The 13,816-nt window shown below is 73.5% G+C and carries 12 protein-coding genes; 8 read left to right on the forward strand and 4 right to left on the reverse strand.

What is annotated here, in order from left to right:
- Nucleotides 1–99 precede the first annotated feature (99 nt).
- The 5 genes from pheS (at nucleotide 100) to CP984_RS33450 (ending at nucleotide 7,265) form a co-directional block, all read left to right on the forward strand.
- Nucleotides 100–1,224, forward strand: coding sequence for a phenylalanine--tRNA ligase subunit alpha (gene pheS, locus CP984_RS33430; RefSeq protein WP_003985530.1), 1,125 nt, complete (start codon nucleotides 100–102; stop codon nucleotides 1,222–1,224).
- Nucleotides 1,224–3,752, forward strand: coding sequence for a phenylalanine--tRNA ligase subunit beta (gene pheT, locus CP984_RS33435; RefSeq protein ID WP_003985529.1), 2,529 nt, complete (start codon nucleotides 1,224–1,226; stop codon nucleotides 3,750–3,752). The genes pheS and pheT overlap by 1 nt, the downstream gene beginning before the upstream one ends.
- Before the next feature lie 239 nt (nucleotides 3,753–3,991).
- Nucleotides 3,992–5,215, forward strand: coding sequence for a PP2C family protein-serine/threonine phosphatase (locus CP984_RS33440; protein WP_003985528.1), 1,224 nt, complete (start codon nucleotides 3,992–3,994; stop codon nucleotides 5,213–5,215).
- Between the two features lie 132 nt (nucleotides 5,216–5,347).
- Complete coding sequence (locus CP984_RS33445) at nucleotides 5,348–6,685, forward strand: hypothetical protein (protein WP_003985527.1); 1,338 nt, start codon at nucleotides 5,348–5,350, stop codon at nucleotides 6,683–6,685.
- A gap of 49 nt (nucleotides 6,686–6,734) precedes the next feature.
- Nucleotides 6,735–7,265 (forward strand): NUDIX domain-containing protein, encoded by a 531-nt coding sequence (locus CP984_RS33450; RefSeq protein WP_003985526.1) that lies wholly within the window; start codon nucleotides 6,735–6,737, stop codon nucleotides 7,263–7,265.
- Nucleotides 7,266–7,307: 42 nt separating this feature from the next.
- Here CP984_RS33450 and CP984_RS33455 read toward each other — a convergent pair whose 3' ends face one another.
- Nucleotides 7,308–7,565 carry a hypothetical protein gene (locus CP984_RS33455; RefSeq protein ID WP_003985525.1) on the reverse strand — a complete coding sequence of 86 codons (258 nt, stop codon included), beginning with the start codon at nucleotides 7,563–7,565 and terminating at the stop codon, nucleotides 7,308–7,310.
- A 527-nt stretch (nucleotides 7,566–8,092) separates the two neighbouring features.
- Entirely contained in the window at nucleotides 8,093–8,950 is an 858-nt protein-coding gene (locus CP984_RS33460; protein ID WP_003985524.1) for a 3-hydroxybutyryl-CoA dehydrogenase, read from the reverse strand.
- A 178-nt stretch (nucleotides 8,951–9,128) separates the two neighbouring features.
- Here CP984_RS33460 and CP984_RS33465 point away from each other — a divergent pair, with 178 nt between their 5' ends.
- The gene (locus tag CP984_RS33465; protein WP_030178146.1) at nucleotides 9,129–10,430 is read left to right on the forward strand and encodes a glycoside hydrolase family 10 protein; all 1,302 of its coding nucleotides are present in this window, start codon (nucleotides 9,129–9,131) and stop codon (nucleotides 10,428–10,430) included.
- Between the two features lie 16 nt (nucleotides 10,431–10,446).
- On the opposite strand, the gene CP984_RS33470 is transcribed toward CP984_RS33465, so the two are convergent.
- Both CP984_RS33470 and CP984_RS33475 read right to left on the reverse strand, forming a co-directional pair.
- Entirely contained in the window at nucleotides 10,447–10,650 is a 204-nt protein-coding gene (locus CP984_RS33470; protein WP_003985522.1) for a DUF1918 domain-containing protein, read from the reverse strand.
- A gap of 121 nt (nucleotides 10,651–10,771) precedes the next feature.
- On the reverse strand, nucleotides 10,772–11,749 hold the full coding sequence (locus CP984_RS33475; protein WP_003985521.1) for a DMT family transporter: 978 nt from the start codon (nucleotides 11,747–11,749) through the stop codon (nucleotides 10,772–10,774).
- Between CP984_RS33475 and CP984_RS33480 the strand changes: the two genes are divergently transcribed.
- Nucleotides 11,748–13,208 carry an aminotransferase-like domain-containing protein gene (locus tag CP984_RS33480; protein WP_030178143.1) on the forward strand — a complete coding sequence of 487 codons (1,461 nt, stop codon included), beginning with the start codon at nucleotides 11,748–11,750 and terminating at the stop codon, nucleotides 13,206–13,208. The two genes, CP984_RS33475 and CP984_RS33480, sit on opposite strands and share 2 nt — an antisense overlap.
- A gap of 94 nt (nucleotides 13,209–13,302) precedes the next feature.
- Nucleotides 13,303–13,788 carry a GNAT family N-acetyltransferase gene (locus CP984_RS33485; RefSeq protein WP_003987251.1) on the forward strand — a complete coding sequence of 162 codons (486 nt, stop codon included), beginning with the start codon at nucleotides 13,303–13,305 and terminating at the stop codon, nucleotides 13,786–13,788.
- Nucleotides 13,789–13,816 lie beyond the last annotated feature (28 nt).

A 13,816-nucleotide genomic window follows, 5' to 3' on the forward strand; every position in this document is an offset into this window, starting at 1 on the left:
CGCGGCCGCCCTGCCCCGTAGACTGCACCTTTGGCACCTTTGGCACTGCACACGTCGGGGGCAAGCCGCGCGCCAAGCCCATCGGAAGCACGGGAAGAGATGTCCGCACCCAATAAGTCGTACGACCCTGTCGAGGTCGAGGCCCTGAAACCGGAAGAGATCGCCCGCATGCGGGACGAGGCGCTGGCCGCCATCGCCGCCGCCGGCGACCTCCAGGAGCTGCACGAGGTGAAGGTCGCGCAGACCGGTGGCACCTCGCCGCTGGCGCTGGCCAACCGCGAGATCGGCGCGCTGCCGCCGCAGGCGAAGGCGGACGCGGGCAAGCGCGTCGGCCAGGCCCGCGGCCAGGTGAGCCAGGCGCTCAAGGCCCGCCAGGAAGAGCTGGAGGCGGAGCGGGACGCCCGGGTGCTGGTCGAGGAGGCGGTGGACGTCACGCTGCCGCACGACCGGGTACGCCCCGGCGCCCGCCACCCGCTCACCACCCTGTCCGAGCGGATCGAGGACGTCTTCGTGGCCATGGGCTACGAGGTCGCCGAGGGCCCCGAGGTCGAGTCGGAGTGGCTGAACTTCGACGCGCTGAACATCGCCCCGGACCACCCGGCCCGCACGATGCAGGACACGTTCTTCGTAGAGAACGAGGCCGCCGGTGAGGACCAGTCCGGCGTCGTGCTGCGCACCCACACCTCGCCGGTGCAGATCCGCACGATGCTCGACCGCGAGCCGCCGCTGTACGTGATCTGCCCGGGCCGCGTCTACCGCACGGACGAGCTGGACGCCACCCACACCCCGGTCTTCAACCAGGTCGAGCTGCTCGCCATCGACGAGGGCCTGACCATGGCGGACCTGCGCGGCACCCTCGACCACATGGTCAAGGCGCTGTTCGGCGACGACATCAAGACGCGGCTGCGGCCGAACTACTTCCCGTTCACCGAGCCGTCCGCCGAGCTGGACATGGTCTGCTACGTCTGCCGCGGCGCCTCCGTCGGCGACCCGCAGCGCCCGTGCCGCACCTGCTCCAGCGAGGGCTGGATCGAGCTGGGCGGCTGCGGCATGGTCAACCCGCGGGTGCTGACGGCCTGCGGCGTCGACCCGGAGAAGTACAGCGGCTTCGCCTTCGGGTTCGGCATCGAGCGGATGCTGATGTTCCGCCACAACGTCGAGGACATGCGAGACATGGTCGAGGGTGACGTCCGGTTCACCCGGCCTTTCGGGATGGAGATCTGATGCGGGTCCCGCTTTCTTGGCTGCGGGAATACGTCGACCTGCCGGCCGGTGAGTCCGGCCGCGACGTACAGGCCAAACTCGTCGCCACCGGCCTGGAGGTCGAGACCGTCGAGCAGCTCGGCGCCGGCCTCAAGGGCCCGCTGGTCGTCGGCCAGGTGCTGACCATCGAGGAGCTGGAGGGCTTCAAGAAGCCGATCCGCTTCTGCACGGTCGATGTCGGCCGGGCCAACGGCACCGGCGAGCCCCAGGAGATCGTCTGCGGCGCGCGCAACTTCGCCGTCGGCGACAAGGTCGTCGTGGTGCTGCCCGGCGCGGTGCTGCCCGGTGACTTCAAGATCGCCGCGCGCAAGACGTACGGCAAGGTCTCGCACGGCATGATCTGCTCGGGCGACGAGCTGGGCATGGGCGACGACGGGTCCGGCGGCATCATCGTGCTGCCGCCGGAGTACGAGCCCGGCACCGACGCCATCGAGCTGCTCCAGCTCGTCGACGAGGTCCTGGACATCGCCGTCACCGCCAACCGCGGCGACTGCCTGTCCATGCGCGGCATCGCCCGCGAGGCCGCCATCGCCTACGGGCTGCCGCTGCGCGACCCGGCGCTGCTGGACGTGCCGCCGCCGAACTCCTTCGGCTACCCGGTCAAGGTCGCCGACCCGCTCGGCTGCGACCGCTTCACCGCCCGTACGGTCGTCGGCCTGAACCCGGAGGCGCGCTCCCCGATCTGGCTCCAGCGCCGCCTGCAGAAGGCCGGCATGCGGCCGGTCTCGCTCGCCGTCGACGTCACCAACTACGTGATGCTGGAGCTGGGCCAGCCGCTGCACGCCTACGACCGCTCCCGCGTGGAGGGGACGATCGGCGTGCGCCGCGCCGAGGCCGGCGAGAAGCTGACCACCCTGGACGGCGCGCAGCGCGTGCTGGACGCCGAGGACCTGGTCATCACCGACAACCGCGGTGTGATCGGCCTGGCCGGTGTGATGGGCGGCGCCAACACCGAGATCGCGGACCCGCAGACCGACCCGGAGACCGGCGAGGTGCGCGGCACCACCGAGGTCGTCGTCGAGGCGGCGCACTTCGACGCGGTGTCCGTGGCCCGTACGGCCCGCCGCCACAAGCTGTCCTCCGAGGCGTCCAAGCGCTTCGAGCGCGGCGTGGACCCGCAGGCCGCGTCCGCCGCGGCACAGCGCACCGTCGACCTGCTGGTGCTGCTCGCGGGCGGCACCGCCGAGGCCGGCGTCACCGAGGTCGTCTCGCCGAGCGGGCCGCGCACGATCACCATGCGCGCGGACCACCCGGACCGCGTCGCGGGCGTCCCGTACGGCCGTGAGACCGTCGTCCGCCGCCTCCAGCAGGTCGGCTGTGACGTGTACGGCCAGGACGAGCTGGTCGTGACGGTGCCGTCCTGGCGGCCCGACCTGACCGACCCCAACGACCTGGCCGAAGAGGTCATCCGCCTGGAGGGGTACGAGAACCTGCCCCTCACCCTGCCCCGGCCGCCCGCCGGGCGGGGCCTGACCGAGCGCCAGCGGCTGCACCGCCGCGTCGGCCGCGCGCTGGCCGGCGCCGGCTACGTCGAGGCACCGACCTACCCGTTCCTCGGCGAGGCCGTCCTCGACCAGCTCGGCCTGGAGGAGGACGACCCGCGCCGCCGGACCGTCAAACTGGTCAACCCGCTCTCCGACGAGGAGCCCGCGCTCCGTACGACGCTGGTGCCGGGCCTGCTCGGCGCGCTGCGGCGCAACGACGGCCGCGGCTCGCACGACCTCGCGCTCTTCGAGACCGGCCTGGTCTTCCGGCCGACCGGCGACGAGAAGCCGTCGGTGCGGCTGCCGGTGGACCGCCGGCCCACCGACGAGGAGATCGCCGCGCTGGATGCGGCGCTGCCCGAGCAGCCGCGCCGCGCCGCTGTGGTGCTCACCGGCGCCCGCGAGCAGGCCGGCTGGTGGGGCAAGGGCCGCCCGGCCGACTGGGCGGACGCGATCGAGGCGGGCCGCATCGTGGCGCGCGAGGCCGGGGTCGAGCTGATCGTCCGCCAGGACCAGCACGCGCCCTGGCACCCGGGCCGCTGCGCGGCGCTGCTCGCCGTGATCGACGGCGAGGAGGTGCTCGTCGGCAACGCCGGTGAGCTGCACCCGCGCGTCATCAAGGCGCTCGGCCTGCCGGAGCGCACCTGCGCGATGGAGATCGACCTGGACCGCCTCCAGCGGGCCGGCGGCGGCGTGGTCCAGGCGCCGCGGATCTCCACCTATCCGGTCGCCACCCAGGACGTCGCGCTGATCGTGGACGCGTCGGTGCCGGCCGCCGAGGTGGCGGGCGCGCTCCGCGACGGCGCTGGCGAGCTGCTCGAATCGCTGCGGCTGTTCGACGTGTTCACCGGCGAGCAGGTGGGCGAGGGCAAGAAGTCCCTGGCCTACGCGCTGCGCTTCCGGGCGCCCGACCGCACGCTGACCGCCGACGAGGCGTCCGCGGCGCGGGACGCGGCGGTGGCCGTCGCGGTCGAGCGGACGGGCGCCGTGCTGCGCGGCGCGTAAGCACGCGTACCGCTTCTCCCACCGGGGCCGGGGGACGAACCGACGGTTCGTCCCCCGGCCCCTTGGTGTTTCCCCAGCGGTCACCCGATCGGGTGAGATCGGCGCGCAAAGTGTCCGGTTGACCACGCGGGGTCGCAAGAATCGTGCGGGACGATGCGGCTCGCTCACACAACAGGTTCCGCCGCGGGGAAAAGAGGGCCGGGCCGACCGCCTCGATGGTTGCTGGGGGGAGCATCGGCATGATCCGAACCTGGGCGCGGCGGGGCGGCACGGCTGCGCGTGCCGCAAGAGCCCGGCGGACCTTCATCCTCGTGCTGCCCGGCCTGTGGGTCCTCGCCGTACTGCTCTGGGAGCGGTGCGCCGCCGCCGACGGCCAGTTCCTCCAGCTCCTCGCCGCCGCCCCCGCCATCGCCTGCGCCGGCACCGGGCGGCGCCAGTGCGTGGTGCTCGGCGGCCTGTGCGCGCTGCTCGCGCTGCTGCCCCTGGGCGCGGACCCGGGCGCCCACGCCCTCGCCCGTATCGGCACGTGCTGCGCCGTCCTCGTCGTCGTGGCCGCCAGCTATCTGACCGCCGGCCGTCGGCTGCGCCTGCTGCGGGAGCTGGAGCGTACGAAGGAAGTGGCCACCGCCGCGCAGCGGGTGCTGCTGCGCCCGCTGCCCGCGCGCGTGGACGGCATCGTGGTCGCCGCCGACCACCTCACGGCGGACGAGGCCGCCACCGTCGGCGGCGATCTGTACGACGTCATGGCGACGCGCCACGGCGTACGGGCCGTCATCGGCGATGTGCGCGGCCACGGCATCGGCGCGCTGGGCACGGTCGCCGCCGTCCTCGGCAGTTTCCGCGAGGCGGCGCACGACGAACCGGATCTGGGCGCGGTGCTCCGGCGTCTGGAGCGCGCCCTGCAGCGGCATCTGCGGGAGCGGGCGCGCGCGGAGCACCCGGCGTCGGGCGGCGCAGAGCCGGATGGTCCGCTGTCCGAGGAGTTCGTGACGGTGCTGCTCGTGGAGATCGGCCAGGACGGCGCCGTACGCACCCTGAACTGCGGGCACCCGTGGCCGTACCGCCTCAGCCGGCAGGGCGCGCTGCTGGAGGCGCCCGACGAGCCGATGCCGCCGCTGGGCCTCTTCCCGCTGCCCGCCGAGCTGCCGGTGGTGGCCTGCCCGCCGCTGCTCCCCGGCCAGGCGATCTTCCTGCACACGGACGGCGCGACCGACGCGCGGGACGCCCACGGCACGTTCTTCCCGCTGCCGCGGGCGCTGGACGACAGTGTCCGCTCGGTCCGCGACTGCCGCCCCGCCTGCGTCGTCGAAGGCGTACGCACCGCGCTGCTGCGGCACGTCGGCGGCCCGCTGTCCGACGATGTGGCGCTGCTGGTGCTGTGCAACGACCGCTGGCGGGTACCCGCCCAGGCGGACGCGGCCCCCTCGGCGCGCGGGCGTGTCCGGGCGGGCCAAGCGGAGTGAAGGACGGCGCGGCCGGTTCACACCCCGTGTGAAGGGCGCTTCATTACGCTGATCTCAAGGGGTAGTTGAGTCGACAAATCTATGGGCGGTCGCCCCGGCCGGGGGGTGGGGCGGCGCCCTCGGGAGGGCGCCATGGAGCCCAACAGCCTGCTCGACGCGATTCTCGACGAGGCCGGAATCTCGCACGCCGGGCTGGCCCTGCACGTCAACCAGCTCGGCCGGCAGCGCGGTCTGGCGCTGCGCTACGAGCACACGGCGGTGGCCCGCTGGCTGAAGGGGCAGCGGCCCCGGGGCCAGGTACCCGACCTGATCTGCGAAGTCCTCAGCGAGCGGCTGCACCGGGCCGTGGGGCTCGACGACATCGGACTGAGCCGGCCGGGAGTGCGCCGCGTCCCGGACACCCCGCTCTCCGGATTCGTCGAACGCGCCACCGCGCTGTGGCGGTCCGACGAACAGCAGCGGCCGCATGTGCTGTCCGCGCCCGCCCTCACCGGCACCTCCGCGGTCATCCCCGTATGGGAGTGGGAGAACCCGCCCGAGGACGCCGACGTGTCCAGGGACGGCCTGACCCGGGTGTCCATGGCGGACATCGAAATGCTCCGCGCGGCGCGTACGCACTACGAGCAGATGTACCGGAAGGCGGGTGGTATCGCGACGAGAACGCGGGTCGTCGGGTTCCTCAACACCGAGGCGGCACCGCTGCTGCGCGGCAGCTACACCGATGCGACGGGGCGTCAGCTCCACCGGGCGACCGGCGGGCTGGTGGCCGTCGCGGGAATCTGTGCGTACGACTCGGACGCCCTGGGCCTGGCCCAGCGCTACTTCCATCAGGCGCTGCGGCTGGCCAAGGCGAGCGGGGACCGGGGGCTCGGCGCGTACATCATCGCGCTGCTGGTCAACCAGTCCCTGTTCGTCAGGGAGTACCGCCAGGCGGTCGCGTTCGCGGAGGCGGCCCTGCGCACGGCGGGGCCGCAGATCACCCCGGCGCTGGCGGCGGATCTCTACGCGATGCAGGCCAAGGCGTACGCACGCCTGGGGGACGGCGCGAGCGCGCTGTCCTGCATCCGGCGTGCGGAGGCGGCGGCCGAGCGCATACGCCCCGGTCAGGAACCCGACGAAACGGATTACGTCCAGCCGGGCCTGGTGAACGTCCAAGTGGCGGAGGCGCTGCTGAGCCTGGGGGACCTGCGGGCCGCCCGGGCCCACGCGGACGCCGCCGTCGACACCCCCGCGCACGACCGGGGCCGGGTCCACCGGCTGGCCATGCTCACCCATATCGAGCTGCGCCAAGGGGACGCGGACCAGGCTGTGGCCAACGCCGCGCAGATGACCGAACAGGCGCGGGGAATGGAGTCGCAGCGGTTACGGGACCGGCTGCGGGCGGTGCGCGAGCATCTGTCCGAAACCGGAGGTACCGCCACCGAGCAGGCTGCCGATCTGATCGACGAGGCGCTGCGCGTTCCACTGTGAGGCCGGCCCGTGTCACCTTGCCAGCCCAACGGCGGAAGGTGGCACATACGTGCGATGGAAGAATCTCAGTGAGCAGACCGTCTACGAGAACCGCTGGTTCCGGGTCAACCTCGCCGATGTCGAACTCCCCGACGGCCGCCATCTGGATCACTTTCTGATCCGGTTGCGGCCCGTCGCCGTGGCCACAGTGGTCAACGAGGCCAACGAGGTGCTGCTGCTGTGGCGGCACCGCTTCATCACCGACACCTGGGGATGGGAGCTGGCCGCGGGGGTGGTCGAGGACGGCGAGGACATCGCCGCCGCGGCCGCCCGGGAGATGGAGGAGGAGACCGGGTGGCGCCCCGGCCCCCTCGAACACCTCCTTTCGGTGGAGCCGTCCAACGGCCTCACCGACGCCCGGCACCACATCTTCTGGTCCGACCAGGGCGCCTTCGTGGGCCATCCCGAGGACGACTTCGAGTCCGACAAACGGGAGTGGGTCCCCTTGAAACTGGTACCCGACATGATCGCGCGAGGGGAGGTGCCGGCCGCCAATATGGCGGCCGCTCTGCTGTTGCTGCACCACATCAGGCTGGGGTGATCCGGGCAGCGGCGCGCGGTACCTGCCGCGTACCCGCCGGCCTCAGCGCACCATCGCCTGCCATACGGCGATCGCCAGCGCCGCGAGCCCCGTGAGTGCGGCGATGGAGGGCAGCGGCCAGCGGCCGTGCTCCAACCGCGTGACGCGGGCCTGCAAGTCGCCCGCGTCACGCTCGGTCTGTTCGGAACGCTGGGCGAGCAACGCCAGTTGGCCGTCGACGCGGGCGGTCCGTACATCGAGGCAGCGTCTGAGCTCCGCCATGTCGGTGGCGATCAGATCGGGTTCAGGGTGGGCGGTCACGGTCCGCTCCTCATTCCTTCCATGGACGGGACTTCGTTGTCGATCCGCGCATCAGTCAACTACCTCGGTACGGACGGCGGGAGCGTGTGCGGGACGAATATGCGGGTTGGCCGCGCACACCCCGTGTGAAGTCACCCGCCGTGACGGCTCCCGAGGGAGTGCGGACTTCACACGGGGTGTGAACCGCGCACCAGCGCCCGCCCCGTTCACACGGTCCCGACCATGGCCCTGAAGCCCGAAGCTGGTCTGCAACGGGGGCCGCTGCCGGTGGACGGGCGCCCATCGGCCGGTTGTCCGCCCGCCGTCTTTCCCCCGAGCGGCGGGCGGACCACAACGGGGGACGTCACTCACGGGGCGGGACGGCGGGCGGATCTTTCGTCCGACCGTGCCCGGGGCTTTCGGCCCGGGGCAGGGTGGAGCAGGACGGCGCGAGGGCCGCTTCCCATCAGGGGAGCGGCCCTCGCGCCGTGGCGTGGGGGTGCGGGCCGGAGCCGGAGCGGGCCCCGCCGTCCGCACCGCCGGGACGATCAGTACGGGTAGAAGCCGGAGCCGGTCTTGCGGCCGAGGCGCCCGGCGTCGACCATGCGGGCCAGCAGCGGGGGAGCGGCGTACAGCGGCTCCTTGTACTCCTCGTACATCGAGGCGGCGACCGAGGCGACGGTGTCCAGGCCGATCAGGTCGGAGAGCCGGAGCGGGCCCATCGGGTGGGCGCAGCCGAGCTCCATGCCGTTGTCGATGTCCTCGCGGCTGGCGATGCCGGACTCGAACATCCGGATCGCGGAGAGCAGGTAGGGGATCAGCAGCGCGTTGACGACGAAGCCGGAGCGGTCCTGGGCGCGGATCGCGTGCTTGCCCAGCACGTCCTGGACCAGCAGCTCGGCCCGCTTGATCGTCTCCTCGCCGGTGGTCAGCGCGGGGATCAGCTCGACCAGCTTCTGCACCGGCGCCGGGTTGAAGAAGTGGATGCCGATGACCTGGTCGGGGCGTGAGGTGGCGACGGCCAGCTTGACCAGCGGGATCGAGGAGGTGTTGGAGGCCAGGATCGCGTCCGGGCGGGTCACCACCTGGTCGAGGACCTGGAAGATCTCGGTCTTGACCTGCTCGTTCTCCACGACGGCCTCGATGACCAGGTCGCGGTCGGCGAACTCGCCGAGGTCGGTGGTGAAGCTGAGCCGGCCGAGCGTCGCGTCCCGCTCGGCGACAGTGATCTTGCCGCGGTCGGCCGCCTTGCCGAGGGAGTTGGTCAGCCGTGTACGGCCCAGCTCCAGCGCCTCGCCGGTGGTCTCAGCGACCATCACGTCCAGGCCGGCGCGGGCGCACACCTCGGCGATACCGGCGCCCATCTGGCCGCAGCCCACCACTCCGACGCGTTCGATGTCGGTCACATCGTGCCTTTCGCTGATCTCGGGGTCCGGCGGCCCGTGCGGGGGCCCGTGCTCGTGGCAGGGACCCCGGCGTCCGCCTCGGCCCCGACGTTACTCCGCGGAATGCTGTGCGGCGGGGGGAGGGGCGGGCATGCTGGTGCCCTAGGACGGGACGTACCGGACACTTTGGGGGCGCGGCATGAGACGGATCACACGAAGAGCCTTCACGGTCGTGGCCCTGACCACGGCCGCAGCGGTACCGGGCACCGGGGGCGCGGCGGCCCGCGGCCGGGGTGCGGACGGCGGACGGGCGGAGTTCCGCGGCATGTGGCTGGCGACGGTCGCCAACCGGGACTGGCCTTCCCGACCCGGCCTGCCGCCCGCCCAGCAGCAGGCCGAGCTGCTGCGGTATCTGGACGTGGCGGTGACGCGCCGCCTCAACACCGTGATCTTCCAGGTGCGGCCCACGGCGGACGCGCTGTGGCCCTCCCCGTACGAACCCTGGTCGGAGTACCTGACCGGGACGCAGGGCCGCGACCCGGGCTGGGACCCCCTCGGCTTCGCCGTGCGCGAGGCCCACCGGCGCGGTCTGGAGCTGCACGCCTGGTTCAACCCGTACCGCATCGCCAACCACACCGACCCGACCCGGCTGGTGCCCACCCACCCGGCGCGGCTGCACCCGGACTGGGTGGTGCCGTACGGCGGCAAGCTCTACTACAACCCGGGCCTGCCCGAGGTCCGCGGCTTCGTGCAGGACGCGATCCTCGACGCGGTGGAGCGCTACGACATCGACGGCGTCCACTTCGACGACTACTTCTACCCCTACCCGGTGGCGGGGCAGACCTTCGACGACGACGCCGCGTACGAGGAGTACGGCGGAGACTTCGGGACCCGCGCGGACTGGCGGCGCGCCAACATCGACCTGCTCGTGCGCGAGACCGCGGAGCGGGTGCGCGAGGCGCGGTCACCGGGCCACGGGCCGGGCCGTCGCGGGGGCCGGTGGCATCGCCGCCGCACCCACCACCGCCCCGTACGGTTCGGCATCAGCCCCTTCGCCATATGGCGCAACCAGGCCACCGATCCGGCCGGATCCGACACCCGCGCGGGCGTGCAGACCTACGACGACCTCTACGCCGACACCCGTAAATGGGTGCGCGAGGAGTGGATCGACTACATCGTGCCGCAGGTCTACTGGAACATCGGGTTCCCCGCCGCCGACTACGCGAAGCTGGTGCCCTGGTGGGCGGAGACGGTCGCGGGGACACGGGTGCACCTGTGCGTCGGCGAGGCCCTCTACAAGGCGGGCGCGCCCGGCCAGCCGCCCGCCTGGCAGGACCCCGCCGAACTCTCCCGCCACCTCACCTTCGCCCGCCGCTACCCGAGGGTGCACGGCCACATCTTCTTCTCGGCGAAGGAGGTGGCCGAGGACCGCACCGGGGCGATGGCGCGGGTGGTGGCCGACCACTACCAGGGGCCGGCCGTGCCACCGCGGGCCGTCTGAGCGGCGCCCCGGGCGGCTACTCCCGGGGCTCGGCCGTGGAGAAGGGCCGTACGACGGTGTCCGGGCCCGGGGACATCAGGGTCTCGTGCCCGTCCTCGAAACGGACGCGGTAGGGCGGGGTGCCGTCCTCGCCCAGCACTTCGATGATCTCGACGGTCCGGTCGTGCTGCCCCACGATCCTGCCGTGCACCAGCAGCCGGTCTCCCACACTCGCACGCATCGGCTACGGCCTCCTCGTCAGTCGGTCGGAGGGTGTGTGTTCGTGGCGGCAAGTGTACGGCCGGGCCCCACCGTTGCACCCGTGGAGAGCGATGGCCGGGCGGTGTTCACCGGCCATTCGGTCAGCGGCCGGAGCGCTGGGTGACCGCGATGCAGACCAGGACGGCGACGGCGGCGGCCGGGGCGGCCAGCGGCAGCTGCTCGCCCAGCAGCAGTACGGACCAGACCAGCGTCAGCAGCGGCTGCGCGAGCTGGAGCTGGCTGGCCCTGGACACGCCGATGAGGGCCATGCCGCGGTACCAGACCACCATCCCGAGGAACTGCGAGCCGAAAGACAGCCACAGCAGGCCCGCCACCGCGTGCCCCGTGAAGTGCGGCGGTTCGGCGAGCAGCGCGAGGACCGCGCCGGGCACGGTGACCGGCACGGCCAGCACCAGCGCCCAGCCGATCACCTGCCAGCCGGGCAGGTGCCGGGCCAGCCGGCCGCCTTCGGTGTAGCCCGCAGCGCACACCAGGAGCGCGGCGAAGAGGTAGAGGTCGCCGGTGCTCAGCGCGCCGCCGCTCTGCTGGACGGTGAAGCCGATGACGACGGCGGCGCCGGCCAGCGCCGCGGCCCAGAACGCCTTCGACGGGCGGGCCCCGGTCCGTACGGCCGAGAACACCGCGGTGGTCAGCGGCAGCAGACCCACGACGACCGCCGCGTGCGAGGTGGTGGAGGTCTCCAGGGCGAGGGTGGTCAGCAGCGGGAAGCCGAGGACGACGCCGGCCGCCACGACGGCCAGGCCCGCCCAGTGCCGCCGCTCGGGCGGCCGGACCCGGAACGCGGCCAGGCAGCACCCGGCGATGGCGGCGGCGAGCACGCTGCGCAGGGTCACCACCGTCCAGGCGCCCATGCCTTCCAGGGCCCAGGCGGTGGCGGGAAAGGTGAGCGAGAAGGAGGCGACGCCGAGGGCGGCGAGCAGGGTGCCGCGGGCGGCGGTGGCGTTGGCCGGGGAAGCGATGGAGGGGTCGGCGAGCGGGGGCCCGGGGGCGGTGGCCGGAGCGGCCGGGGCGTTGACCGCTATCGCGGTGCCGGTAGTAGCGCTATCGTGCTCTCTCATGCATGAGCGTAGCAGCGTCGCCGAACTGGCTTCCATCCTCCGAGAAGGCCTCAACCGCTACTCTCCGGGTGAGAAGCTGCCGTCCAGCCGGGCCCTGGTCGAGCGGCACCGGGTGAGCCCGGTGACGGTCTCCCGCGCGCTGGCCGAGCTGGCGGCCGAGGGGCTGGTCGTCACCCGGCCCGGCGCCGGGGCCTTCCGTGCGGAGGCCCGGCAGCAGGCCCGCCCGGTGGACACTTCCTGGCAGGAGATCGCGCTGAGCGCCGAGGCGGCGGGCGACCACGCGCCGCGCGGCGTGGACGCCTCGGGCGTACTGGCCACGCTCGCCGAGTCCGCCTCCGGCGTCATCGAGCTGAACGGCGGCTATCTGCACCCCGCCCTCCAGCCGGAGCGCGCGCTGGCCGCCGCGCTCGCGCGGGCCGGACGGCGGCCGGGCGCCTGGGGACGGCCGCCGGTGGAAGGCGTCGCCGAGCTGCGGGCGTGGTTCGCGCGCGAGATCGGCGGCCCCGGGGGAGTGCTCGCGACCTCCGACGTCCTGGTGACGGCGGGCGGGCAGAGCGCCCTGACCGCGGCCCTGCGGGCGCTCGCCCCGCCGGGCGCGCCGGTGCTCGTCGAGTCGCCGACCTACCCGGGCGTGCTGGCCGCGGCCCGCGCCTCCGGGCTGCGGCCGGTCCCCGTACCGGTGGACGCGGACGGTGTACGGGCCGATCTGCTGGCCGACGCGTTCCGGGCCAGCGGGTCCCGGCTGTTCGTCTGCCAGCCGCTCTTCCAGAACCCGACCGGGGCGGTGCTGGCCGCCGGGCGCCGGGCCGAGGTGCTGCGGATCGCGCGCGCCGCCGGGGCGTTCGTGGTGGAGGACGACTTCGCGCGCCGCCTCGTCCACGAGGACGCGCCCGCGCCGCCGCCCACGCTGGTCGCCGACGACCCGGACGGCACGGTCGTGCACGTCTGCTCACTGACCAAGGCCGCGTCGCCGAGCCTGCGCGTGGGCGCGCTCGCCGCGCGCGGCCCGGTCCTGGACCGGCTGCGCGCCATCCAGGTCGTGGACAGCTTCTTCGTGCCCAGGCCGCTCCAGGAAACGGCCCTGGAGCTGGTGGGATCGCCGGCGTGGAGCCGCCACCTGAGGGCCTTGGCGGGACAGCTGGCCGCCCGCAGGGAAGCGCTTGTCGCCGCGCTCCGGCTGCACTTCGGGAATACGGACGCGGGCCCCGGCGTGCAGGTCGTCCCGCCCGGCGGCTACCACCTCTGGCTGCGGCTGCCCGACGGCACGGACGAGACGGCGCTCGCCGGCGCGGCCCTGCGCGCGGGCGTCGCGGTCGCCCCGGGCCGCCCGTACTTCGCCGCCGAGCCCCCGGCCCCGCATGTGCGCCTGACGTTCGCGCAGGCTTCGGGGGTGGCCGAACTGGCGGAAGGAGTGCGGCGGCTGCGTACGGCCTACGAGGAAGTGACGGGCGGAAGGTGAGGTGGAAAGGCGACGCGGGCGGGGCGGAGGAGGCGGGCCAGGGGCGCCGGGTAATCCGTTCGACTCCGGCCGCATCCTCTGCCAGCCTCCCGCCATGAACGACACGACCCGCGGCGACCGCGCCCCCGAGCCCGTGACCGACGGCATCCCCGCCGGTTACGAGGTCTCCACCGACCCGGACCGGCTCGACCTGGCCCTGATCCACCACTGGCTCTCCACCGACGCCTACTGGGCGCTCGGCCGCCCCCGCGAGCGCCAGGACCGGGCGGTGGCCGGATCGCTCAACTTCGGTCTGTACGAGAAGGATACGGCCGGCGGCGGCCCGGCGCGGCAGGTCGGCTACGCCCGGGTCGTCACCGACCACACCACCTTCGCCTGGCTCTGCGACGTGTACATCGCGCCCGTGGCCCGGGGCAAGGGCCTGGGCACGGCCCTCGTCACCCATATCCGCGACCACCTGGCGCCGTGCGGTCTGCGCCGCATCCTGCTGGCGACCGGCGACGCCCACGAGATCTACGCCCGCGTCGGCTTCGAGCCGCTGGCCGACCCGGGCAAGTGGATGGCGCTCGGGTTCCGGTAACGGGGACTCCAGTAGCGCGCGGGGCCCC

It is taken from the genome of Streptomyces rimosus (genome assembly GCF_008704655.1).
Lineage (GTDB): Bacteria > Actinomycetota > Actinomycetes > Streptomycetales > Streptomycetaceae > Streptomyces > Streptomyces rimosus.